The sequence below is a fragment of the Stenotrophomonas genospecies 3 genome (assembly GCF_054473855.1).
Genome location: NZ_JBTMUR010000010.1, coordinates 129816 through 151606, shown reverse-complemented (window position 1 = coordinate 151606; position 21791 = coordinate 129816). Strand labels below are relative to the sequence as shown.

16 protein-coding genes are annotated in these 21791 nt (G+C 67.4%); 9 read left to right on the top strand and 7 right to left on the bottom strand.

Annotated elements, in window-relative coordinates; genetic code table 11:
* Positions 1–73: 73 nt before the first annotated feature.
* Positions 74–1018 (top strand): LysR substrate-binding domain-containing protein, encoded by a 945-nt coding sequence (locus ACX9OT_RS14760; RefSeq protein ID WP_459002694.1) that lies wholly within the window; start codon positions 74–76, stop codon positions 1016–1018.
* On the opposite strand, the gene ACX9OT_RS14755 is transcribed toward ACX9OT_RS14760, so the two are convergent.
* Positions 957–2336: an aminotransferase-like domain-containing protein gene (locus ACX9OT_RS14755; protein ID WP_459002692.1), complete on the bottom strand. Its 1380-nt coding sequence runs from the start codon at positions 2334–2336 to the stop codon at positions 957–959. The genes ACX9OT_RS14760 and ACX9OT_RS14755 overlap by 62 nt on opposite strands.
* Positions 2337–2469: 133 nt before the next feature.
* On the opposite strand from ACX9OT_RS14755, the gene ACX9OT_RS14750 reads away from it, so the two are divergent.
* The 3 genes from ACX9OT_RS14750 to ACX9OT_RS14740 all read left to right on the top strand — a co-directional run bounded on the left by ACX9OT_RS14750 (position 2470) and on the right by ACX9OT_RS14740 (position 5290).
* Positions 2470–3333 (top strand): DMT family transporter, encoded by an 864-nt coding sequence (locus tag ACX9OT_RS14750; RefSeq protein WP_049421562.1) that lies wholly within the window; start codon positions 2470–2472, stop codon positions 3331–3333.
* A 158-nt stretch (positions 3334–3491) separates the two neighbouring features.
* Entirely contained in the window at positions 3492–4373 is an 882-nt protein-coding gene (locus tag ACX9OT_RS14745) for an SDR family NAD(P)-dependent oxidoreductase (RefSeq protein ID WP_459002690.1), read from the top strand.
* A gap of 38 nt (positions 4374–4411) precedes the next feature.
* Complete coding sequence (locus ACX9OT_RS14740; protein WP_459002688.1) at positions 4412–5290, top strand: LysR family transcriptional regulator; 879 nt, start codon at positions 4412–4414, stop codon at positions 5288–5290.
* Positions 5291–5303: 13 nt separating this feature from the next.
* Here the strand turns inward: ACX9OT_RS14740 and ACX9OT_RS14735 are convergent, their stop codons facing one another.
* The gene (locus ACX9OT_RS14735) at positions 5304–6203 is read right to left on the bottom strand and encodes a LysR family transcriptional regulator (protein WP_107431420.1); all 900 of its coding nucleotides are present in this window, start codon (positions 6201–6203) and stop codon (positions 5304–5306) included.
* A 107-nt stretch (positions 6204–6310) separates the two neighbouring features.
* Here ACX9OT_RS14735 and ACX9OT_RS14730 point away from each other — a divergent pair, with 107 nt between their 5' ends.
* Positions 6311–7828 (top strand): MFS transporter, encoded by a 1518-nt coding sequence (locus tag ACX9OT_RS14730; protein ID WP_459002686.1) that lies wholly within the window; start codon positions 6311–6313, stop codon positions 7826–7828.
* On the opposite strand, the gene ACX9OT_RS14725 is transcribed toward ACX9OT_RS14730, so the two are convergent.
* From ACX9OT_RS14725 to ACX9OT_RS14715, 3 genes are all read right to left on the bottom strand, one after another.
* Positions 7812–9902 (bottom strand): TonB-dependent siderophore receptor, encoded by a 2091-nt coding sequence (locus ACX9OT_RS14725; protein WP_459002684.1) that lies wholly within the window; start codon positions 9900–9902, stop codon positions 7812–7814. The two genes, ACX9OT_RS14730 and ACX9OT_RS14725, sit on opposite strands and share 17 nt — an antisense overlap.
* A 99-nt stretch (positions 9903–10001) precedes the next feature.
* On the bottom strand, positions 10002–11384 hold the full coding sequence (locus ACX9OT_RS14720) for a sensor histidine kinase (RefSeq protein ID WP_032127742.1): 1383 nt from the start codon (positions 11382–11384) through the stop codon (positions 10002–10004).
* A complete protein-coding gene (locus ACX9OT_RS14715; protein ID WP_032127741.1) occupies positions 11362–12045 on the bottom strand; it encodes a response regulator transcription factor in 684 nt (227 codons plus the stop codon). Before ACX9OT_RS14715 ends, ACX9OT_RS14720 begins: the two co-directional genes overlap by 23 nt.
* 152 nt (positions 12046–12197) lie before the next feature.
* On the opposite strand from ACX9OT_RS14715, the gene ACX9OT_RS14710 reads away from it, so the two are divergent.
* Both ACX9OT_RS14710 and ACX9OT_RS14705 read left to right on the top strand, forming a co-directional pair.
* Positions 12198–13376, top strand: a complete 1179-nt coding sequence (locus tag ACX9OT_RS14710; RefSeq protein WP_049400666.1) for an efflux RND transporter periplasmic adaptor subunit — start codon at positions 12198–12200, stop codon at positions 13374–13376.
* A 4-nt stretch (positions 13377–13380) separates the two neighbouring features.
* Entirely contained in the window at positions 13381–16482 is a 3102-nt protein-coding gene (locus ACX9OT_RS14705) for an efflux RND transporter permease subunit (protein WP_329810407.1), read from the top strand.
* 269 nt (positions 16483–16751) lie between these two features.
* Here ACX9OT_RS14705 and ACX9OT_RS14700 read toward each other — a convergent pair whose 3' ends face one another.
* A complete protein-coding gene (locus tag ACX9OT_RS14700; RefSeq protein WP_012510263.1) occupies positions 16752–17156 on the bottom strand; it encodes a GFA family protein in 405 nt (134 codons plus the stop codon).
* Between the two features lie 171 nt (positions 17157–17327).
* Here ACX9OT_RS14700 and ACX9OT_RS14695 point away from each other — a divergent pair, with 171 nt between their 5' ends.
* Entirely contained in the window at positions 17328–18302 is a 975-nt protein-coding gene (locus ACX9OT_RS14695; RefSeq protein WP_132811111.1) for an Lnb N-terminal periplasmic domain-containing protein, read from the top strand.
* On the top strand, positions 18302–20323 hold the full coding sequence (locus ACX9OT_RS14690) for an esterase/lipase family protein (RefSeq protein ID WP_049463618.1): 2022 nt from the start codon (positions 18302–18304) through the stop codon (positions 20321–20323). Before ACX9OT_RS14695 ends, ACX9OT_RS14690 begins: the two co-directional genes overlap by 1 nt.
* 38 nt (positions 20324–20361) lie before the next feature.
* On the opposite strand, the gene ACX9OT_RS14685 is transcribed toward ACX9OT_RS14690, so the two are convergent.
* The gene (locus ACX9OT_RS14685; protein WP_189720654.1) at positions 20362–21783 is read right to left on the bottom strand and encodes an MFS transporter; all 1422 of its coding nucleotides are present in this window, start codon (positions 21781–21783) and stop codon (positions 20362–20364) included.
* Between the last annotated feature and the right edge of the window lie 8 nt (positions 21784–21791).

Genomic DNA, 21791 nt, shown 5'->3' with positions numbered 1-21791 from the left:
GCGTGCCCGCGTGGACATTGCTCCGGAAGCCGTCCGAATGGCATCCTGAAGTCTACATATGTGGACGTTACGCATGCTCAACCTCAACGATCTGGCCCTGTTCGTGACTGCGGTGGAGCAGGGCGGTTTCGCCGCAGGCGGGCGCCATCTGGGCCTGCCGCGCTCGACGTTGAGCAAGCGCGTGGCGCTGCTGGAAGAACAGCTCCAGGTGCGGCTGCTGCAACGCAGTTCGCGCCGCTTCGCATTGACCGAGGTCGGCCAGGAGTTCTTCGAGCGCGCACGCGCAGCGTTGTCTGAGGTCGAGGCGGCCGAGGCCATCGTCCGCGACCGCCAGGCCGAACCCAGCGGCACCGTACGCATCAGCGCTTCGATTCCGGTGGTGCAGGGCGAGCTCGCCGCGTGCCTGCCTGCACTGGCCCGCCGCTATCCACGGTTGCGGATCGAAGTTGAAGTGAGTGATCGTTTCATCGATCTGGCTCAGGAGGGCATCGACATCGCCCTGCGCAGCCACTTCGGTCCGCTGCCGGATTCCGGGTTGGTGCAGCGCTCGCTGGGTAGCGAGCGCATCGTGCTGGTGGCGTCCCCTGGCTATCTGGCAGCCGCGCCGGCAGTGGATACGCCCGAGCAGCTACGTGCGCATGCCGGCCTGCTGACCGCGCGCCATGCAACGCGCTGGACGCTGCACGCTCCCGACGCTCGCACTGTGCAGGTGGAGCCGCAGGTGGCGTTGGTCGGCAATGAATCGCAGCTGCTGATCGCGGCGGCCGAAGCGGGTCTTGGCATCACCGTGTTGCCACACAGCCTGTGTACCGAGGCCCTTGCCGCTGGCCGCCTGCAGCAGGTGCTGCCGGCGTGGCATGCCGGCGAAGTGACCACCAGCGTGCTGCTGCCGCATCGTCGCGGCCAGTTGCCGGGCGTGCGTGTGGTGGTGGATGCGCTGGCCGCGCATTACCAGCTCAACGCAGCGCGCGCGCCAGTACCTGCCAGATCCTCGGGTCCTGGCACTGCGAAACGTTGAAACGTACATAGTCAGCCGCGCGCTGCGACTGGCTGAACGCGTTGCCCGGTGCCAGCACGATGCCCTCGCGCAGGCATTGCCGGGCCAGTGCGGCGGCATCGCGGCCATCGGGCAGCTGGCACCACAGGAACAGCCCGGCTTCCGGCTGCAGCCACGGCGTGATGCCCAGCGCCTGCAGCTTCCGCAGCGTGTGCCGGCGCGCATCGGCCAGGCGCGAACGTACCGACTGCATGTGGCGGCGGTAGCCGCTGTCGGTCAGCGCGATGTGCATCAACTGCATCGCCAGATGGCCGCCGCCGAAGCTGGTGGCCAGCTTCAGATCGGTCAGCGCCTCGATCCACTCAGGGCGAGCGGCGACGTAGCCACAGCGCGAAGCCGCCGACAGCGTCTTGGAGAAACTGCCGACGTGGATCACCCGCGACAGCCCATCGAGCGCGGCCAGCCGCGGTGCAGGCTGCAGTTCGAAGTCGGCGAAGATGTCGTCCTCGACGATGATCAGTTCATTGCGTTCGGCCAGGCCCAGCAGGCGGTGGGCGGTGCTGGCCGACAATACGGCGCCGGTCGGGTTGTGCAGGCCCGAGTTGGTGATGTACAGCCGCGGCGTATGCGCCTGAACTGACTGCGCGAACGCCTCCAGGTCCGGGCCGCTGTGCGTGTATGGCACGCCGATGGCCTGCACCTGGTGCGCCTTCAGCAACGCGTGGTAGTTGAAGTAACTGGGGTCATCGACCAGCACGCAGTCGCCGGGCTTGAGCAGGAAACGGCAGAGCAGATCGACCGCGTGCGTACCGGATTCGGTCAGCAGGATCTGCTCCATCGGCGCATCGATGCCCAGCGCCGCGCTGCGCCGTTGCAGCAGCTGGCGCAATGGGGGCAGCCCGAGCGGGCCGGCGTAGTCGACCAGCTGTGATGCATCGGCACGCGCCAGCCGACGCAGGCCGCGGCGCACGCCATCGTGATACAGCCAATCACTGGGCATCCAGCCGCAGCCCGGCTTGAGGTGGCCCGGCGGGGTTTCCAGCGACTGCCGCGACACCCACAGCGGGTCCACCGCGCGGTCCAGCCGCGGCTCCATTTCAGCCAGCGCCAGCGGTGCGGTCGGCCCACTGACGTAGAAGCCGGATCCTGCGCGCGCACTGATCAGGCCTTCGGCCGCCAGGCGCTCGTAGGCCTCGACCACGGTCGAGACCGACACCCCCATCGCCGCCGCCTGCGCACGTACCGAGGGCAGGCGCGAGCCGGGGCCATCCACCCGCGCACCGATGCGGGTGCGGACGGTCTGGATGACCGATTCGATGCGGGTGAGCGAACGTGGCATGGCGGAACCGTAGTGGAAGTGTGGGCAGTACAGTTACTTGCGACTGTACTGGATTGTAGCTGGGGTCGTTCCGCGCTGGATGCTTCCATACAGGTCCAGCCGGGCATCGTCCGGCACCTTCAGGAGTACAGGCGTGGAACGGTCGGCGAGTGGTTGGATCAATGGCTTCATCGGTGTAGTGATCTTCGCGGGCTCCCTGCCGGCCACCCGCTTGGCGGTGCTGCAGCTGGACGCCGGATTCGTCACTGCTGCACGCGCGACCATTGCCGCTGTGCTCGGCCTTGGCCTGCTCCTTCTGCTGCGCCAGCCGTGGCCGCGGCGCAATGACCTGCCAGGCCTGGTGGTGGTCAGTCTGGGGGTGGTGGTCGGCTTTCCGCTGTTGACCGCGCTCGCGCTGCGGCATGCGTCATCGGCACACACCATCGTGTTCCTCGGCCTGCTGCCACTGAGCACTGCGGTGTTCGGCGTGCTGCGCGGCGGCGATCGACCGCGCCCGGCGTTCTGGTTGTTCTCGCTGCTGGGCAGTGCCTGCGTGGTCGGCTATGCGGTGCGTAACGGCATCGAGGCCTCGCTGCAGGCTGACCTGCTGATGCTGGCGGCGATCGTGGTGTGTGGGCTCGGCTATGCCGAAGGTGGTCGACTTGCCCGCCACCTTGGCGGTTGGCAGGTGATCAGCTGGGCGCTGCTGCTGGCGTTGCCGGTGATGCTGCCGCTGACAGTGCTGATGCGCCCGGCCTCGTTCACTGCGGTCGGTGCCTCGGCGTGGTGGGCACTGGGCTACGTGGCGGTGTTCAGCATGCTGATCGGCTTCCTGTTCTGGTATCGCGGTCTGGCGCAGGGCGGTATCGCCGCCGTCGGCCAACTGCAGCTGCTGCAGCCCTTCTTCGGCCTGGCCCTGGCCGCGCTGCTGCTGCACGAAGCGGTCAGCCTCAGCATGGTGCTGGTGACCGTGGTCGCGGTGATCTGCGTGGCAGGCGCGCGCCGCTTCAGCCGCTGAGCGAAAAAGGGGACGGAGGGGATTAAGTCGTAATCGGCCCTACTGTGCCTGAAACGACTTAATCCCCTCCGTCCCCTTTCCGACGATAGCGTGCGCGTATCGTGGAGGGCGGTGAACAGTATTGGCTGCGGCCTGCGTGCTTGGTTGAAGCTGGGCGCATGAAGCCGATCTCGCGTATTTCCTTCGAAGGCCAGGTGGGTCTGGTGACCGGCGCCGCCGGTGGACTGGGCCTGGCCTACAGCCGCCTGCTGGCCGAGCGTGGCGCGCATGTGGTGATGCATGACGTCGGTGCCGGCACCGATGGCCGTGGTACCGATCCGCTTCGCATCCAGCACAGTGCCGAAGCGTTGCAGGCGCGGGGGCTATCGGTGCAGGCCGTCAGTGATCCCATCGACCATCGCACGGGCTGCCACGGGCTGGTGCAGGATCTGCTGCAGCAGCACGGCCGCATCGATTTCCTGATCCACAACGCCGGCTGGGTCGAGTACCAGACGCTGGAAGCGATCGAGGACGATGCGCTGGAGCAGATGCTGTGCCTGGCCGCGAAGACGCCGTTGTGGCTGGCGCAGGCGGCGTGGCCGGCAATGCGCGCGGCGGGCGGTGGGCGCATCGTCATCACCACGTCCGATCGCGCGCTGTATCCGCAGTACGCACAGCGCGGGCTGTCTGCGTACGCGATGGCCAAACTGGCCGCGCTCGGTCTGGTCAATGTGCTGGCACTGGAAGGTGCCGAGCATGGCATCGTGGTCAATGCGGTTTCGCCGGTGGCAAAGACGCGCATGTGGGGCATCGAGGGTGAGCCCGATGAGCTGCATCCGGAAGCTGTTGCGCAAGGTGTGGCCTATCTGGCATCCACGCGCTGCCAGGACGGCGGCTGGGTGCTGCGCGCAAGCAATGGCCAGTTCCACGCACTGCGCCTGCAGGAGGCCGAGCATGTGGCGTACCCAAGGGATCTGCGCGCGGTCAGTGCCGACAGCATCGAGTCGGTGGCGCTGCAATGGCCAGCCATTGCCCGCGCCAGCGTGGACGCGCGCTGCTGAGGGCGTACCCTAGGCGGGTTCCCACTGCCTGCATCGAGATGATCGACCTGCGCCTGCTTCGCCAGTTCGTGGCCGTGGCCGAAGAGCTTCATTTCCACCGCGCCGCAGCCCGCCTGCACATGTCGCAGCCGCCGCTGACCGCGGCAATACGACGCTTGGAAGACGAACTCGGAAGTGAACTGATCGTGCGCGGCAACCGTACCCTGGGCCTGACCGTGGCCGGGCAGACGCTGTTGGTGGAGGCGCGGGCAACGCTGCAGCAGGCCGAGCAGGCATTGCAGCGCACGCGCGAAGCCGCCGCCGGACAGTCCGGCAGTCTGCGCGTGGGCTATGTGGGCAGTGCGCTGTATGGCCGGTTGCCGGGCCTGATCCGCCGCTTCCGCCAACAGTACCCGCAGGTGCAGCTGCATCTGCAGGAAGCGACCTCGCGTCAGCAGCAGCTGTGGCTGCGTGAGCAGCGCATCGATGTCGGCGTGCTGATTCCACCGATTCCCGCCGCCGAGCTGGTGCTGTACGACTTCGACCACGACCGCCTGGCGATTGCGCTGCCGCGTGCACATGCGCTGGCCAACGCGCCGGAGGTCAGCGTGGCGATGCTCGCCGATGAGCCGTTCGTTTCATGGCCGGCTGGAGAGGGCATCGGCTTCCACGCGCAGGTGTTGGGTCTGTGCACCGCGGCGGGCTTCACCCCGCGCGTGATGCAGGAAGCGCAGGGCATGCACGCGGTGCTGTCGCTGGTGGCGGTGGAGGCGGGCGTGGCGATCGTTCCGGCCAGCATGGCCAGCTTCCGCCCGCAGGAGATCGTCTATCGCGTGCTGGAGGACGAAGCAGCGCGTTTCGACCTGCCGTTCTGCATGCGGCCGGAACAGCCGTCGCCGGTGCTGCGCAATTTCCTGCAGACGGCGGGCACCAACTGATTCTGTGGACCTGCTACGCCTTGTCGCCTTGGAACAGATGCGCAACGGCATAGTCGATGAACACCCGCAGGCGTGCACTGGGATGGCGCCCACCGGGCCATAGCAATGAGAACTGCCCCTGGTGCGTGGGCAGTGCAGGCAGTACCCGTTGCAGGCGGCCATCGGCCAGCGCGTCGGCTGCGAGGAAGTCAGGCATCCAGGCCAGGCCCATGCAACCGATCGCAGCGGCCAGCACGGCCTCCATGTTGTTGCAGGTCATCGCCGTGGGAAGGCGCGCTCCAGCATCGCCTTCGATGCCCGGCAGCTGCCACGGGTGCAGCTTTCCGGTGGTGGGGTAACGGAAGCGCAGCGCGGTATGCAGGCGCAGCTCGCTCACATCACCGGGCGTGCCATGGGCCTGCAGATAGCCCGGCGCCGCACAGAGGATGAAACGGAAGCCGCCCAGCCGCCGTGCGGTCAGGCTGGAATCGGCCAGTTCACCGCTGCGTATCACCGCGTCGAGGCCTTCGCTGACCACGTCGACGATGCGGTCGTTGAAGTCCAGCTCCAGCTGCACCTGCGGGTAGCGCTGCTGGAACCCCGGCAGTACCGGCAACAGGAAGCGGTAGCCGATGGTGGGCAGGCCGATGCGCAGCAGTCCACTCGGGGCGTGCTGTCGCTGCGCCAGATCCGCCTGCGCTTCGGAAAGTTCATCCAGTGCCCGCCGGCAGCGCTGCAGCAGCAGTTCGCCTTCGTCGGTGAGGTGCACGCGGCGGGTGGTGCGCTGGAACAGGCGCGTGCCGAGTTCCTGTTCAAGGCGGGCGATGCGCTTGCCCACGGCCGACGCGGACAGGCCGAGGACGCGAGCGGCGCCGACGATGCTGCCTGCTTCGGCGGTACGGACGAAGGCCAGCAGGGCAGAGATGGAATCCATGCGGGGCATGATTACGGAACAATGGGCCGTAATCAACGTCCATCGAGCCTGTTTTTCAGGAATAGCGGCCTGTCCATCATCAATGCCCCTGATGGATGGAGGCCCGCATGGCCCCGGTTTCGATGCTTCCCGTACCTTCCCACACGCAGCAGCGGTGGGCGCTGCTTGCCGTCTGCCTGGCCGCGCTGGCGCTGCCGTTGTCCTTCTCGGCCGGTGCCGTCGCGGTGCCGGCGCTGGCCCGTTCCACGGCGTCGTCGCCCACCGCGCTGGCCTGGGTGACCAATGCGTTCACGCTCACCTTCGGCAGCCTGTTGCTCGCTGCCGGTGGCCTGGCCGATCGTTATGGTCGGCGGCGGTTGTTCCTGCTGGGTACGGCAGGCTTCACCGTAGCCACGGTCGTCGTCTGCCTCGCGCCCACGCTGCTGTGGCTGGATCTGGCGCGCGGGCTGCAGGGCGTTGCCGCTGCAGCGGCGTTGGCGTCCGGCACCGCTGCGCTGGCGCATGCCTGGCAGGGCCCGGTGCGTGCCCGTGTGTTCGCCCTGCTGGGCACCACATTCGGTGCGGGGCTGGCGCTGGGGCCGCTGCTCGCGGGTCTGCTGTTGCAGGCATTGGGATGGCGCAGTGTGTTCGCCGCGGGCGGTGTACTGACGCTGGCGGCGGTCGCCGTGGGCGCGCGCGCGTTGTCCGAAAGCCATGGCGAACGCGGGCGGCTGGATGTCGGCGGCATGCTGGGTTTCAGCCTGATGCTGGCGGCGTTGACCCTGGCCCTGCTGTGGCTGGGTGAATTCGGCCTGCATGCCATGCGCGTGCAACTGGCGCTGTTGGCGACGCTGATGCTGGGCGGGGTATTCGTCTGCATCGAACGGGTGCACCGCTCACCGTTGCTGGACCTCTCGCTGTTCTCGCAACCGGCGTTCCTCGGTGTCCAGCTGCTGCCGGTCGCAACCTGCTTCGGCTACGTGGTGCTGCTGGTGGTGCTGCCTCTGCAGCTGCTGGGCGTGCATGCACAGAGCACGACATTGGTCGGGCTGCAGATGCTGGCCTTGTCTGCGCCGATGCTGGTGCTGCCGATGCTGGCCGCGCGCTGGGCGGAACGCGTTGGAAGTACGCGGCTGTGTACGCTGGGCCTGCTGGTCTGTGCCTCTGGGTTGTACCTTTTGTCGCGCCACGCATCGCATCCGTCGCCGTCGCAGTGGGTGCCGTTGCTGATGCTGATCGGCGCTGGAACGGCCTTGCCGTGGGGCCTGATGGATGGGCTGTCGGTCAGCGTGGTGCCGGTGCAGCGTGCGGGCATGGCCGCCGGCATCTTCGGAACCGTGCGGGTGGCCGGTGAAGGCATCGCATTGGCCGCAGTCACGGCCTTGCTTGCGCTGCTGATCGGCCACCAGCTGCAGGGAGCATCGCCCGCATCGCTGGCGCGCGCCGGTGCCTATCTGGCAACGGGTGCGCATGCACAGGCGCAGGCACTGCTTCCGGCGATGAGCGGCGCACAGCTGCAGCAGGCCAGTGCCGAGGCGCTGGCGATACTGCTGCGTGTCCTGGCGCTGCTGACCGCCGCATGCGCGGTGCTGTTGCACCTGCTGCTGCGGCGGCCAGCGTTGGCCGTGATCAGAACCGATAGCTGATGGTGCCGGTCACCACGCGCGGGTAGCCGGCGAAGCAGTCGCCAAAGGTGCGGCACGGCGCGTAGTAGCGCTTGCCGGTGAGGTTGGTGATGTTCAACGCCATCGTCCAGTCGGTCACCTGCACTTCCAGCAATGCATCGGCCAGCGTGTAGCTGGGCGTGACGATGCGCCCGCCATTGCCCAGCGACACCGTGTTGCCGACATGGCGCACGCCCAGGCCCAGGCGCAGGCGTGCGGCATCGTCCAGTTGGAAGCCCTTCGAAACCCAGGCCGAGGCCAGGTCCTGCGGGGTGTCGTTGAGGCGCTGGCCCACTTCCAGTGCGAAGTTGCTGCGGCTGACCTCAGCCTCGTTGCGCGCAACGGCAGCGGTGATTGTGAGGTCGTTGGCGAACTGGAACTGCCCTTCCAGCTCCACGCCCTTGGAGCGGATCTGCCCGGTCTGCACCACGTTCAATACGTTGTCCGGGTCGTTGGTCTGCCGGTTGGTTTCGGTGATGCGGTACGCCGCCAGCGTCAGCAGCAGGCTGCGCGCCGGTTGCCACTTGATGCCGGCCTCGGACTGGCGGCCGCGCATCGGCTTGAAGGCGCTGCCGAACAGATCCTGGCCGGATACCGGCAGGAACGATTCGCTGTAGCTCAGGTAGGGCGAAACGCCCGCACCCAGTTCGCCGATCAGCCCGGCGCGGTAGGTGGTGGCATTGTCGGTCTGGCTGGGCTGGCCTTCGGTCTTCGAGCGTGCATGGTCGCGGCGCGCGCCCAGCACCAGCGAGATGCGGTCGGCCCAGCGGATCTGGTCCTGCACATAGACACCCAGCTGGGTGGAGGTCTGGTCCGGCTGACGATCCCAGCCACGCACGATCGGCGCGACCGATACCGGGGTGTAGATGTCGATCGGCGTGCCGGTGGCGTCCAGCCGCTGCAGCTGCTCCTTGTATTGGCTGTAGTCCACGCCGGCCAGCAGCAGATGCTGGAAGGCACCGGTGGCGAAGTCGAACTGCAGCGCATTGTCGGCGCTGAAGATCTGCACGTCGGGGCGGGTGCCATAGGCCGTGCGGTTGACCACGCGCCGCTCGGCGTCGATGAAGGGATCTTCCGGACTGCTGTAGCTGTCCACGTACATCTGCTGCAGGGTGGTCCTGCCATCGATGTAACGCACTGCCGAGCGCAGGCTGAGCGTGTCGTTGAAGCTGTGGTCGAACAGCGCGGTCAGGCTGTAGACGCGCGAGTCGATGCGGTCGAAACCGGGATCGCCGATGAAGGTGGACGGGTCGAGGCGGCGTCCGGGCGGTGCAAGCAGGGTCGCGGCCAGCGGCAGGAACTGCTGGCTGGAGCCGGTCTTGTCATGCTGATAGCTGGCCAGCAGGGTCAAGGTGCTGCGTTCACCGCGCCAGCTGATCGACGGTGCCAGATAGACGCGGTCATCCTTCAATACATCGGTCTGCATGTTCGATTCACGCACCAGCCCGACGAAGCGGCCGGCAAGCGTACCGGCATCGTTCAATGCGCCGCCGATGTCACCCTGCAGCTGCCTGCGGTCGAAACTGCCGAGCTGCACGCCGACCTCGCCGTTGAGGGCGCCGAAGGTCGGGCGCTTGCTCATTGCATTGATGATGCCGCCGGTGGCGCCGGCACCATACAGCACCGAGGACGGGCCGCGCAGCACTTCCACCCGCTCCAGGCCATAGATTTCCGGGCGGGCGAGGGGGCTGAAACCGTAGCTGCGGCGCAGGCCATCCTGGTACTGCACCGGGTCCAGCCCGCGCACCGAGGTCGCATCGTTGCGGGTATCCAGCCCCCACGCATCGGCGGTGACGCCGGCGCTGTAGCGCAGCACTTCCTGCAGGTTGTGCGCGCCGCGATCGGTGAACAGCTGCTGGGTGACCACGCTGATCGCCTGCGGCGTCTCGGTCAGGGCGGTGTCGGTCTTGGTCGCGGTGCTGGCCCGCTCGGCCACCACCGTTACCTTGTCCAGGGTGCGCGCCGCCGGGGTGTCCTGGGCCTGGGCGATGGCCGAGGCCAGCAGGGTGGGCAGGGCGAGCGTGTACAGCAGCGGACGCGACGGCAGAGCGGGCATCGGGAGTGATCCGGGAAGGGCGGTGACGGCGGATTATCCGGATGCCCGCCCCCAAATACAAATGATTCCCAAGTGCGATTGGGGCGCCCTGGCCCGGCGTCAGGGCAGGCCGTCCGTCGCGCCGCGGATGCTCATCCAGGCGCCGCCACCGGGGGCGCTGCCGGCGCGGACACGGAAGCCGTGCAGGCCGGCAATGGCGGCCACGATCGACAGGCCCAGGCCGAATCCAGGCCCCTGGCCGGCGCTGCTGCCACGGAAGAAGCGCTGGTAGATCAGCGTGCGGTCCTGTGGCGGAATGCCCGGCCCGTTGTCGATCACATCGATCCTCGGGGCGCCGTGATCATCGACCGCACGCAGCAGGATACGGCCGTGTGCAGGGGTGAACTGCAGGGCATTGGACAACAGGTTGGCCAGCGCTTCGAACAGCAGCTCGCGGTCGCCACGCAGCGGGCTCACCTTCGGGTCCACCTGCAGCTCCAGCAACTGCTGCTTCTCTTCGGCCAGCGGCAGGTAGAACTGGTGCAGTTCCTGCAGCAGCTCGGTGACGTCGACCGCGTCGAAGGCCGAGCGCCGCTGGTGGCTCTCCAGCTCCGACACCCGCAGCAGCGCGGCGAAGCGCGCCATCAGCATGTCAGTCTCGGCCAGCGCCTTGTCCAATGGATCGGCATGCGGGTCCCGTTCGTCCAGGCCCACGCGCATGCGGTACAGGTGGGCACGCAGGCGGGTCAGGGGCGTGCGCAGGTCGTGGGCAATGCTGTCGCACACGCCCTTGACCTCGGTCATCAGCTGTTCGATGCGTTCCAGCATTGCATTGACGATGCTCGACAGCCGATCGATCTCGTCGCGACGGCTGGACACCGGCAGGCGCTGGCCGAGGTCGCCGGCAACAATGCGGTTGGTGGCCGCTTCGATCTGCTGGATCCGTTTCAACGGGCGCCGGCGCAGCAGATGCCAGCCCACCAGGCCGGGAATGACGGTCAGCGACACGCCCCACAGCAGTGCATCAAGGATGATGCTGTTGACCGCCATGAGCTTGCCATTCTGGCGCACGAATACCAGCGTGCGGCCATCGCGGGTCACCACGCCGAGCGCACTGCCGCCGTTGTCGTGGCGGCCATCGGCCAGCGTCCAACCGTCCACCGCATGCGAGTTGCCATCCAGCGGCAGTCCCTCGGGGATCGCTGTCAGCGGGCCCGCCATCGGCATGCCGGCTTTGTCGAACAACCCATAGGTATAGACCTGGTGCAGATCGAAGCGCTGGCTGTCGCGCAATGCTTCATCCAGTGCCGGGCCGTCGAAGCTCATGAAAAGGTGCGCGCGCTGCTGCAGGCCCGATTCGGTCAGGTCACTCAGGTAATCCGAGATGCGCCAGTACATCACGCCCAGCAGCAGGCTCGACCACGCCACGAACAGGATGCAGTACAGGCCCAGCAGTCTGCTGCTGGAAGAGCGCCAGTGGTCAGGATTGCGCGTCGAAGACATAGCCGGTTCCCCGTACGGTCATGATCGGCTGCGGTCGGCCGGGTTGTTCGATGCGCTTGCGCACGCGGCCGATATGCACGTCGATCAGGTTGGTACCCGGATCGAAGTGGTAGCCCCAGACTTCCTGGAACAGCATGCTGCGGGTGACCACCTGGCCGGCGTTGCGGACCAGGAATTCGAGCAGCTTGAACTCGGTCGGCAGCAGCGCGATTTCATGCCCGCCGCGTCGCGCCGAACGGGTCATCAGGTCCAGTTCCAGGTCACCGGCGCGCAGCACGTTGTCGATGGCAGCGGCCTGGCCCTGGCGCCGGATCAGCACTTCCACGCGTGCGGCCATTTCGTCGGAAGCGAAGGGCTTGGTCAGGTAGTCGTCGCCACCGGCGCGCAGGCCACGCACGCGTTCATCCACGTCCGACAGTGCGCTGATCATCAGCACCGGCGTGGTGATGCCTTCGCGGCGCAAGGTAGTGACCAGGGCCAGCCCGTCGATGCCGGGCAGCATGCGGTCCAGGGTGATTACCGCGTAGTCGCCTGCACGTGCCAGCGCCAGGCCGTTGCTGCCGTCGCTGGCCAGGTCCACGTCGAAGCCGTGGCTGCGCAGTTCGGTGGCGATTTCCTCTGCGGTGACAAGATCGTCCTCGATGGTGAGTACGCGCGGCATGGGCCAGTGTGCAGAGTGGGACAGGGGCATCCTCGCAATCGTGGGCAGCGACTGCAAATGAAAAATGTTTCATGCGCCATTTAGCAGGATCGTGCCGCCACGTCTTCTATATTCGGCGCCGAACGCTCCCCCACGCGTGGAACCTGCAGCCGATGATCCTTCCGAACCCCTCCCGTCCGTACCGTGCCTGGCGGCTGCCGCGAACCGCGGGCCTGCCGCTGCTGGCGCTCGCCCTGGCCGGCCTGCTCAGCGCCTGCGGCAAGGACGCGCCCAAGCCCGGCGCGACGACGCCTGAGGTGACGGTGCTGACCCTGCGCAGCCAGCCGCTGGCACTGCAGCAGGAACTGCCTGGGCGCAGCGTTGCCTCGCAGGAATCGGACGTGCGCCCGCAGGTCGATGGCGTGCTGGTGAAGCGGTTGTTCGAGCAGGGCCAGTGGGTGAAGGCCGGGCAGCCGTTGTTCCAGATCGAACCGGCGCTGTACCAGGCGGCGCTGAACGAGGCGCAGGCCAACCTGAAAACGGCCGAGGCCGCTGCGGTGACCGCGCGCCTGCGGGCGCAGCGCATGCAGGCGTTGGGCAAGGACCAGCTGGCCGCGCGCCAGGACGTGGACGATGCGATCGCCAGCGACCAGCAGGCTGCCGCCGCGGCGCAGGCCGCACAGGCCGCGCGTGACACGGCCAGCACACGGCTGGGGTTCGCCACGGTGACCTCGCCGATTGCCGGGCGCATCGGCCGCGCGCTGTTCACGCCGGGGGCGCTGGTCACCTCGGGCCAGGCCGATCCACTGGCACGGGTGCAGCAGATGGACCCGATGAACGTGGACATCACCCAGTCCAGCAATGAGTACCTGGCACTGCGCCGCGCCATCGCCGACGGTGGCGTGCAGGCCGACACAGCACCGGTGCGGCTGCGCCTGTCCGATGGCACCGACTACCCGCTGCCCGGCACGCTGGAATTTGCCGACGTGGACGTGCAGCAGGAAACCGGCAGCATCACCCTTCGGGCGCGTTTCCCCAACCCGGATGGGCAGCTGCTGCCGGGCATGTACGTGCGCGCATTGGTGGGGCAGGGGACCCGCCAGCAGGCGCTGCTGGTGCCACAGGCGGCGGTCGATCGCAGCCCCAAGGGCGAGGCGCAGGCGTGGCTGGTGGACAAGGACGGCAAGGCGCGGCTGCGCCTGTTCCGCACCGCGCGTGCGGTGGGCGATCAGTGGCTGGTGCTCGATGGCTTGGCCGCCGGTGAGCAGGTGGTGGTGGCCGGCGCGCAGGGCCTGGCCGATGGCATGACGGTACGGGTGAAGCCTGCACCGGCACCGGCCGGGAAGGACTGAGCAGATGCTGCCGCGCTTCTTCATCCATCGCCCGGTATTCGCCTGGGTCCTGGCGATCTGCATCATGGCCTTCGGCACCATCGCGGTGACCCAGCTGCCGGTGGAGCAGTACCCGGACATCGCGCCGCCGCAGGTCAACATCACCGCGAACTACACCGGTGCCTCGGCACAGACGGTGGAAGACAGCGTCACCCAGGTGATCGAACAGCAGATCAAAGGCATCGATCACCTGTTGTATTTCTCCTCCACCAGTTCGTCATCGGGGCAGGCGCGCATCACGGTCACCTTCGACCAGAGCGCCAACCCGGATATCGCTCAGGTGCAGGTGCAGAACAGCGTCAACCAGGCCATCAACCGTCTGCCGCAGGAAGTGCAGCAGCAGGGCGTGACGGTCGCCAAGTCGCAGGGCGATTCGCTGATGGTGGTCTCGCTGTACGACACCAGCCGGCGCATGGAGCGCGTGGACGTCTCCGATTTCCTTGTCAGCAATGTGCAGGATCCGATCAGCCGCATTCCCGGTGTCGGCGAGATCAACGTGTTCGGCTCGGCTTACGCAATGCGCGTGTGGCTGGACCCGCACAAGCTGCGCGCCTATGACCTGATGCCCTCGGACGTTCGCGCTGCGATCCAGGCGCAGAACACCCAGGTGACGGCGGGTGAGCTGGGCGCGATGCCGTCCAGCCCGACGCAGAGCCTCAACGCCACGGTCACCGCGCAGTCGCGCCTGCAGACCCCCGAACAGTTCCGCGCGATCATCCTGCGCACGCTGCCCAATGGCGCGGCGGTGTTGCTGGGCGACGTCGCACGGGTCGAGATCGGCGCAGAGAACTACCAGACCAGCAGCTATCTCAATGGCTATCCGGCGGCTGGCTTTTCGGTCACCCTGGCCTCCGGCGCCAATGCGTTGGCCACGGCCGATGCGGTGCGCGCGGAGATCGAGCGGCTGCGGCCGACTTTCCCGCCCGGCCTGCAGGTGGCCTACCCGCGTGACAGCACACCGTTCGTGCGGGTCTCGATCGAGGGGGTCATCCATACCCTCATCGAAGCCATCGTTCTGGTGGTGGTGGTGATGTTCCTGTTCCTGCAGAACCTGCGCGCCACGCTGATTCCGGCGATCACGGTGCCTGTGGTGCTGCTGGGCACGTTCGGCGTGCTGGCCGTTGCCGGATTCACCATCAACACACTGACCCTGTTCGCGATGGTGCTGGCGATCGGGCTGCTGGTCGACGATGCGATCGTGGTGGTGGAGAACGTGGAGCGCATCATCCACGACGAGCATCTGCCGCCGCGCGAAGCGACCGAAAAATCGATGGGCGAGATCACCGGCGCGTTGATCGGCATCACCGTGGTGCTGGGCGCGGTGTTCCTGCCGATGGCGCTGTTCGGTGGTTCCACCGGCATCATCTACCGGCAGTTCTCGATCACGATTGCATCCGCCATGGCATTGTCGGCGCTGGTGGCGCTGACGCTGACCCCAGCGCTGTGCGCGACCCTGCTCAAGCCGTCTTCGGCGCAGAAACCGCAGGGCCGCTTCTTCCGGGCGTTCAACCGGGGCGTCGAGCGCAGCCAGTTGGCCTACCAGGGCAGACTCGGCGGCGTCGTCTCCCGGCCGCGGCGTTGGATGGCGTTCTACCTGCTGCTGGTGGTCGCCATGGTCGCGCTGTACGCGCGGATGCCGACCGGCTTCCTGCCGGTGGAAGACCAGGGTCAGGTGACCTTCCAGTTCTCCACGCCGGAAGGTACGCCGATGGCGCGTACCGAAGCATTGGGCGAGCAGATCAGCCGCTACTTCATGGAGCACGAGAAGCAGAACCTGGATGTGGTGTTCGTGGTGGTCGGCCGCAACAATGCCGGCACCGGCCAGAACGCCGGGCAGGGCTTCCTAGCCCTGAAACCCTGGGATGAGCGCACGGGCGACAACACCGCTGCGGCGATCATCACGCGTGCCAATGCCTACTTCCGCAGCTTGCCGGATGCCAAGGTCAATGTACTGGCACCGCCGGCGGTGCGTGGACTGGGCCAATCCAGTGGTTTCGAACTGTGGCTGCAGGACACCAGTGCGGCCGGGCGCGTGGCCCTGCAGGCGGCGCAGGAACAGGTGGTGCGTGCGGCCGGCGAAGACGACGGGCTCACCTCGGTGCGCCTGAACGGTCTGGGCGACAAGGCCGAGCTGCGGCTGGACATCGACCATGCCCAGGCCAGCGCACTGGGCCTGGCCCAGGCCGACATCAATTCCACGCTGTCGGCGGCCTGGGGCGGCAGTTACATCAACGATTTCCTCGACCGTGGCCGGGTCAAGCGGGTCTATATGCAGGGCGACCAGCCCTACCGCAGCGTGCCCGACGACATCGGCCAGTGGTATGTGCGCGGTGGCAACGGCCAGATGGCGTCGTTCGCCAGTTTCGCCAGCAGCCACTGGGCACGCGGGCCGCAGCTGCAGCAGCGCTTCAATGGCCTGCCGGCGATGCAGATCCAGGGCAGCGCCGCCGAAGGCCGCAGCTCGGGCGAGGCGATGCAGCGCATGCAGGCGCTGGTTGCCGATCAACCCGGGTTCGACCTGCAGTGGAGTGGCCTGTCCTACCAGGAACAACTGGCCAGCAACCAGACGTTGTGGCTGTACATCGCCTCCATTGCCTTCATCTTCCTGTGTCTGGCAGCGCTCTATGAGAGCTGGACGGTGCCGGTGGCAGTGGTGCTGGTGATCCCATTGGGCGTGATTGGTACCGTGCTGGCGACCACCGCGGCCGGGTTCGTCAACGACATCTACTTCCAGGTGGGTCTGCTGACGACCATCGGCCTGTCGGCCAAGAACGCGATCCTGATCGTGGAGTTTGCCGAGGCACGCTATCGCGCTGGTAGTTCAGCGGTGGAAGCGGCCCTGCAGGGCGCACGCCTGCGACTGCGCCCGATCGTGATGACGTCGTTGGCCTTCGTGGCTGGTGTGATCCCGTTGGCGTTGGCGACCGGTGCAGGCGCGGTCAGCCGCCGTGAAATCGGCATGAGCGTGATCGGCGGCATGGTCTCCGGCACGGTGCTGGCAGTGGTGCTGGTGCCGTTGTTCTTCGTGCTGGTGCGCCGCCTGGGCCGGTCACGGCCGCAGGACTGAGGGGGGCGCGGCTGTCATCTGGCTGCCGCAGCGCCCTCACCCGTTCTTTGCCCAGGTGCCGCTAGCGTAGGTCGTCCCCGTCCCCCACGGAGACCTGCCATGTGGCTGCTCGATCATCTCTGGCCCGGCCGCAGACCTGTTCCTTCCCCGGTCGCCACCGAACCGCAGGCGACGCCCCGCCGGCCCTGGCTGAAGCGCCCGGTGCGGGCAGGCCGCAGCGGCATGGCCCCCTGGCAGAAGGTTGCCGCACCGCCACGGCGCACGCGCCACTAACCGGTGCGGTCTGCGGGATGGTTGACCCCATCATTGACCGGGATCACACCCAGCGCGAACGGGTCGATGCCTTCCAGGCAGGCCACGTTGTAGCCGTACTGTTCCGGGTTGGAGCGGCGCCGGTGATGGGTGTAGATGCCGCACACGCCACAGAAATAGTGCTCGGCCACATGGGTGTTGAACTGGTACAGCTGCAGGTGGTTCTGCCCGCGCACCACCTGCAGGCCCGCGCGGCTGACGCTGGCGGCAATGGCCCCCCGGCGCCGGCACATCGAGCAGTCGCAGCGGCGGGGTTCGACAATACCGTCCGGCAGGTCCAGCAGCAGTTCGACCGTGCCGCAGTGGCAGGTGGCTCGGTGCCGGGGTTGGACCGGAACGCCGGCCACGGAAGTGATGCCCATCGTTGCTCCTGTGAAGTGAACCTGGCCGCAGAGGCCGCCGCCGACGGTGCGCCGCCCAGCCTGAACGGTCCGTAGATGCCACGGTGAACCCGCTTGTGGCTAACTATGCGGCTTCGAGACCGCGACAGGATGCCAGTGAACGCCGCAGGACGTTGGACGACAGGGAGTGCCATGGCGCTGGCGGCGCTGTGGGTGAGCGGGCTGCTGGCCTACCAGCTGCCGGGGCCGGGTTGGCTGGCCACCGGCGTGGCCGTGCTGTGGCTGCTGGTGGCGCTGTGGGCGTCGTGGCGGGTCGCGCGGGGACGTGCCTCCCGCCGCCTCGGCACGGCCTTCGGTGTGGCGCTGGCGTTGGCCGGCCTGTGGTGGCTGCTGCTGACCCCGCGCCAGGACCGCGTATGGGCCGACGACGTGGCCCAGCGCCTGCATGTGGTGTCCTTCGACGGGCGCCATGTGGTGCTGGACAACGTGCGCGACTTCACCTGGCGCAGCGAAACCGACTACGACGCGCACTGGGTGCGCCGCGAATACGACCTGGACCAGCTGCGCTCGGCCGACCTGGTGCTGTCGTACTGGATGGGCCCGGCGATCGCCCACACGCTGATCTCGTTCGGTTTCGAGGATGGTCGCCACGTGGTGTTCTCGCTGGAGATCCGCAAGGAGCGCGGTGAGTCGTTCTCCGCGCTGGGCGGCTTCTTCCGCAAGTTCGAGATGACCCTGGTGGCTTCGGAGGAGACCGACATCATCCGCACCCGCACCAACGCGCGTGGCGAAGATGTCTACCTGTACCGCCTGCATGGCATGGACCGCGCGCAGCTGAAGGAACTGTTCGCCGCGTACATCGAACAGGCGCGTGAACTGGATGCCAAGCCGGGCTTCTACAACACGCTGACCAGCAACTGCACGACCATCGTCTTCGACCTGGCCCGCCACATCGCACCGCGCCTGCCGTTGGACTATCGGCTGCTGCTGTCCGGCTATCTGGCCGAGTACGCGCAGGAGGTCGGTGCACTCACGCCGGGCGTGCCGTACGCCGAGCTGCACGACAAGGGCCGCATCACCCAGCGCGCATTGGACCTGGGTGATGGCGAGCATTTCTCCACCGTGATCCGCCAGGGCGTGCCCGGCACCGAGCAGGACCCGCAGTAATGACCCAACTCTTTCTGACCCGCTGGCAGCGCCTGCTGCCGGTGTTGTTCGCCGCCTTCCTGCTGCTGGGCAGCAGCGGCTGCGCGATGGTCACCGTCAAGCAGGTCAAATCCAGTGATTCACTGGTCAACAAGCGCGCGGATGTGCTCAACACTGGCAAGCTCAGCCCCGCCGCGCGTGAAACGCTCAGCGCAGCGGGCCTGGACGAATCGCAGTGCGAGAAGGACTTCCTGGTCTGCCGCAGCACGTTGCTGATGACCGACGACCTCAATGTCGAGCAGCGGCTGTCGGCGCTGTCCGAGCTGTGGGTGAAGGCTGCATTGGCGATGACGCCGAAGAAGACCGCCGCAGGCGACCCGCCGATGAGCGATGCGGCATTGGATGCCTGGCTGGAAGCCGCGCGCTATGCCTATGCCTACCTGTTCTACAGTGGCCGCTCACCGTCCGACCGGGCCTTCGAGGACCGGCAGACGCAGGTGCGCGACTACTACAACTACGCGGCCGAGAAGGCGGCGGTGGTGCTGTTCGTGCGCGCACGTGCCGCTGCGCTGGCCGGCGAGGACTACACGAAGCCGCTCACGGTCGGTAGCTGGTCGCTGGCCTCCAACTACCAGCAGCTGGGTCTGAAGAGCATTCCGGCGCAGCTGGTGCCAGCGGGAACGGTCAGCTTCGTTGGCCTGCGCAGCACCTATCGCCGCGATGGCTTCGGTGCCGAACTGGTGATGGTGATGGACCCGCCGAAACTGGTCGCGCCAGTGATCGCGCCCGACGGCCCGAAGGCTGAAACCGCGCAGGACGACGAGGACGACGAGCGTCGTGGCCGCCGCCACCGCCATGACGATTCGGTGCCCGAGTTCAGTGAGATGTCCTCGATCAACGTCACCGCACTGCTGCGGTTCGAGGGCAGTAGCCTGGAAGACGTGATGCGCACGCGCCGGGTCGAGCTGGATGCCTATTCGCCGGAAGCGACCGAGCGCATCACTCTGCACGGTGAGCAGGTACCGCTGGCCGGCAACTTCACTGCCGCCTACGGCCTGTGGCTGGCGCAGAGTGGCTTCGCCCGGCAGTCGCTGCGTACCCTGTTCGGTATGAGCGAGGGCATCGGCGAGCCGCACATCTACCTGATGCAGCCGTGGGACCCGAACCGCCGCATCATCTTCATGCTGCACGGCCTGGCCAGCAGCCCGGAAGCGTGGGTGAACCTGGCCAACGAGATCATGGGTGACCCCGAGCTGCGCCAGCAGTTCCAGGTGTGGCAGGTCTATTACCCGACCAATGCGCCGATCGCGCTGAACCGCTACGAGATCGCCAATGCATTCAACGACACGCTGAAGCATTTCGATCCCAATGGCAGCACGCGTGCGTCGAAGGACATGGTCTACATCGGTCACAGCATGGGCGGCGTGCTGGCGCGCCTGCTGGTGAGCGATTCCGGCGATGTACTGTGGAACGACCTGCTGGCCAACTACGACCTGAAGGGGGAACGGCTGAAGCGGGTGCAGAACAAGCTGGGTCCGCTGCTGCATTTCAAGGCGCAGCCGAACGTGGAGCGTGCGATCTTCATCGCCGCGCCGCACCAGGGCACCGACATTGCCGGCAACAAGGTCGGTCGCCTGATCGGTCGCTTGGTACGCCTGCCGCTGACAATCCTCGGCAAGTTCGAGGACGTGTTCATGGCGCTGGCGCAGGCCGAGCAGCAGGTCGATGGCACCGCCAAGCCGAAGATCCCGAACAGCATCGACAACCTCAAGGCCAGCGATCCGTTCGTGAAGGCCGCCGCACAGCTGCCGATTGAGGCGGGCCTGAAGTACCACTCGATCATCGCCCAGCGCAAACCCGAGCTGCCGGTGGAGAAATCCGATGATGGGCTGGTGCCGTACTGGAGCGCACATCTGCCGGGCGCGCTGTCGGAGAAGGTGATCATCTCCGGCCACAGCGTGCAGGAAACCCCGCAGGCGGTGCTGGAGGTGAGGCGCATCCTGCACCGGGATATCGATGACATGGGGACGGGTACCCGGTAGCGCCGGCCGCTGGCCGGCAATCCCGCAATGCGCCGGTGCTACACCCGCCGCGCGATTACCGTGGCCAGCAGCGCCAGGCCGAAGGTGATCGCCAGGCACAGCAGGTAGCCGGTGTGTGGCGCGGCTTCCACGAACAGCGCGAACAGTGCACCGGAAACCGCCAGTGCGGTGGTCACCGACAGCGCCTCGCTCAGCTGCAGTGCCGAGGTGTTGGCACCCTGCTCGTGCGGTGCGGACAACGACAGCGTCAGCACCGACAGGCTGGCGTAGATCATGCCCATGCCGAAGCCGGTCATGGCCCAGCCGACCAGGGCCACCGGCAGCGGCACTGCGTTGAACAGCACGGCCAGTGTGGCGGCGATACCGATCGTCATCAGCGGTGTGCCAACGCGCAGCAGCTGCTGGCGTGACCAGCCGCGCTGCTGGTGGCCCTGCAGCCAGGAGCCGGCGAACCAGCCCAGTGCACCGAGGCTGAGCACCGCGCCGGCCCAGCTGGGCGAGAGCCCGCGTTCGCGCTGCAACAGCAGTGGCAGGTAGGCCTCACAGGCGAAGAATGCGGCCGCCGCGACGCCGCGCAGCGCGATCACGCTGGGCAATCCGCGGCGCAGGATCAATGTGCCGGCGGGCAGCAGGTGATGCACGCAGAACAGCAGCGCCAGCAGCGCTGTGCCAATGCAGAGCAGGGCGGGCAGGCCGCGCTGCTGGCCACCGAAGTACAGCAGCAGCGCCGCCAGCGAGGCGCCGCTGGCCCAGCGCACCACGTTGCCGCGACCATCGTCGCTGTTTCCTGCATCGCTCGGTTGCATGCGTGCCAGCGCCGGGCGCAGCAGCAGCGCGGCCGGGACCGCCAGCAGTGGTACGGCCAGGAACACCCAGCGCCAGCCGAGATGCTGCACGATCAGCCCGCTCAGCGCGGGACCGATCATCGACGGCACCACCCAGCCGGCGGAGAACGCGGCGAATACCTTCGGGCGCAGGTGTTCGGGATAGCTGCGGCCAACCATCACGTACAGCGAGACCGAGATCGCGCCTGCGCCCAGGCCCTGTAGCAGGCGCCCGGCCACCAGCATGCCCATGCGCATGGCGAAGCCGGCCAGCAGCAGGCCCAGCACGAAGCAGCCCAGGCCATACCACAGCGGCCGAGCTGGTCCCTGGCGGTCGGCCCAGCGTCCGGCCAGGGTCATGCCGATGACACTGGTGGCCAGGGTGCCGCCAAAGGCCAGCGCATACAGGCGCAGGCCATCCAGCGCCTCGGCCACGGTCGGCATGGCGGCCGCCACCGCCAGGGCCTCGAAGGCATGCAGCGCCACCAGTGCCACCATGCCGATGGTGGTGGCGCGATAGCGGGGAGACAGGATCGACGTATCAGCCGGCGCACGGGCGTCGGCGGGCGAAAGAGTGGGGGACATACGAGTCAGATGCGGGCCGCGCTTGTCAACTGGCGGCGAAGATAGCAGCATGCCACCTC

Coding starts and splice junctions, on each gene's coding strand:
- ACX9OT_RS14760 (WP_459002694.1), top strand. CDS start 74: ATGCTCAACCTCAACGATCTGGCCCTGTTCGTGACTGCGGTGGAGCAG.
- ACX9OT_RS14755 (WP_459002692.1), bottom strand. CDS start 2,336: ATGCCACGTTCGCTCACCCGCATCGAATCGGTCATCCAGACCGTCCGC.
- ACX9OT_RS14745 (WP_459002690.1), top strand. CDS start 3,492: ATGAAGCCGATCTCGCGTATTTCCTTCGAAGGCCAGGTGGGTCTGGTG.
- ACX9OT_RS14740 (WP_459002688.1), top strand. CDS start 4,412: ATGATCGACCTGCGCCTGCTTCGCCAGTTCGTGGCCGTGGCCGAAGAG.
- ACX9OT_RS14735 (WP_107431420.1), bottom strand. CDS start 6,203: ATGGATTCCATCTCTGCCCTGCTGGCCTTCGTCCGTACCGCCGAAGCA.
- ACX9OT_RS14730 (WP_459002686.1), top strand. CDS start 6,311: ATGGCCCCGGTTTCGATGCTTCCCGTACCTTCCCACACGCAGCAGCGG.
- ACX9OT_RS14725 (WP_459002684.1), bottom strand. CDS start 9,902: ATGCCCGCTCTGCCGTCGCGTCCGCTGCTGTACACGCTCGCCCTGCCC.
- ACX9OT_RS14720 (WP_032127742.1), bottom strand. CDS start 11,384: ATGTCTTCGACGCGCAATCCTGACCACTGGCGCTCTTCCAGCAGCAGA.
- ACX9OT_RS14715 (WP_032127741.1), bottom strand. CDS start 12,045: ATGCCGCGCGTACTCACCATCGAGGACGATCTTGTCACCGCAGAGGAA.
- ACX9OT_RS14710 (WP_049400666.1), top strand. CDS start 12,198: ATGATCCTTCCGAACCCCTCCCGTCCGTACCGTGCCTGGCGGCTGCCG.
- ACX9OT_RS14705 (WP_329810407.1), top strand. CDS start 13,381: ATGCTGCCGCGCTTCTTCATCCATCGCCCGGTATTCGCCTGGGTCCTG.
- ACX9OT_RS14700 (WP_012510263.1), bottom strand. CDS start 17,156: ATGGGCATCACTTCCGTGGCCGGCGTTCCGGTCCAACCCCGGCACCGA.
- ACX9OT_RS14695 (WP_132811111.1), top strand. CDS start 17,328: ATGGCGCTGGCGGCGCTGTGGGTGAGCGGGCTGCTGGCCTACCAGCTG.
- ACX9OT_RS14690 (WP_049463618.1), top strand. CDS start 18,302: ATGACCCAACTCTTTCTGACCCGCTGGCAGCGCCTGCTGCCGGTGTTG.
- ACX9OT_RS14685 (WP_189720654.1), bottom strand. CDS start 21,783: ATGCTGCTATCTTCGCCGCCAGTTGACAAGCGCGGCCCGCATCTGACT.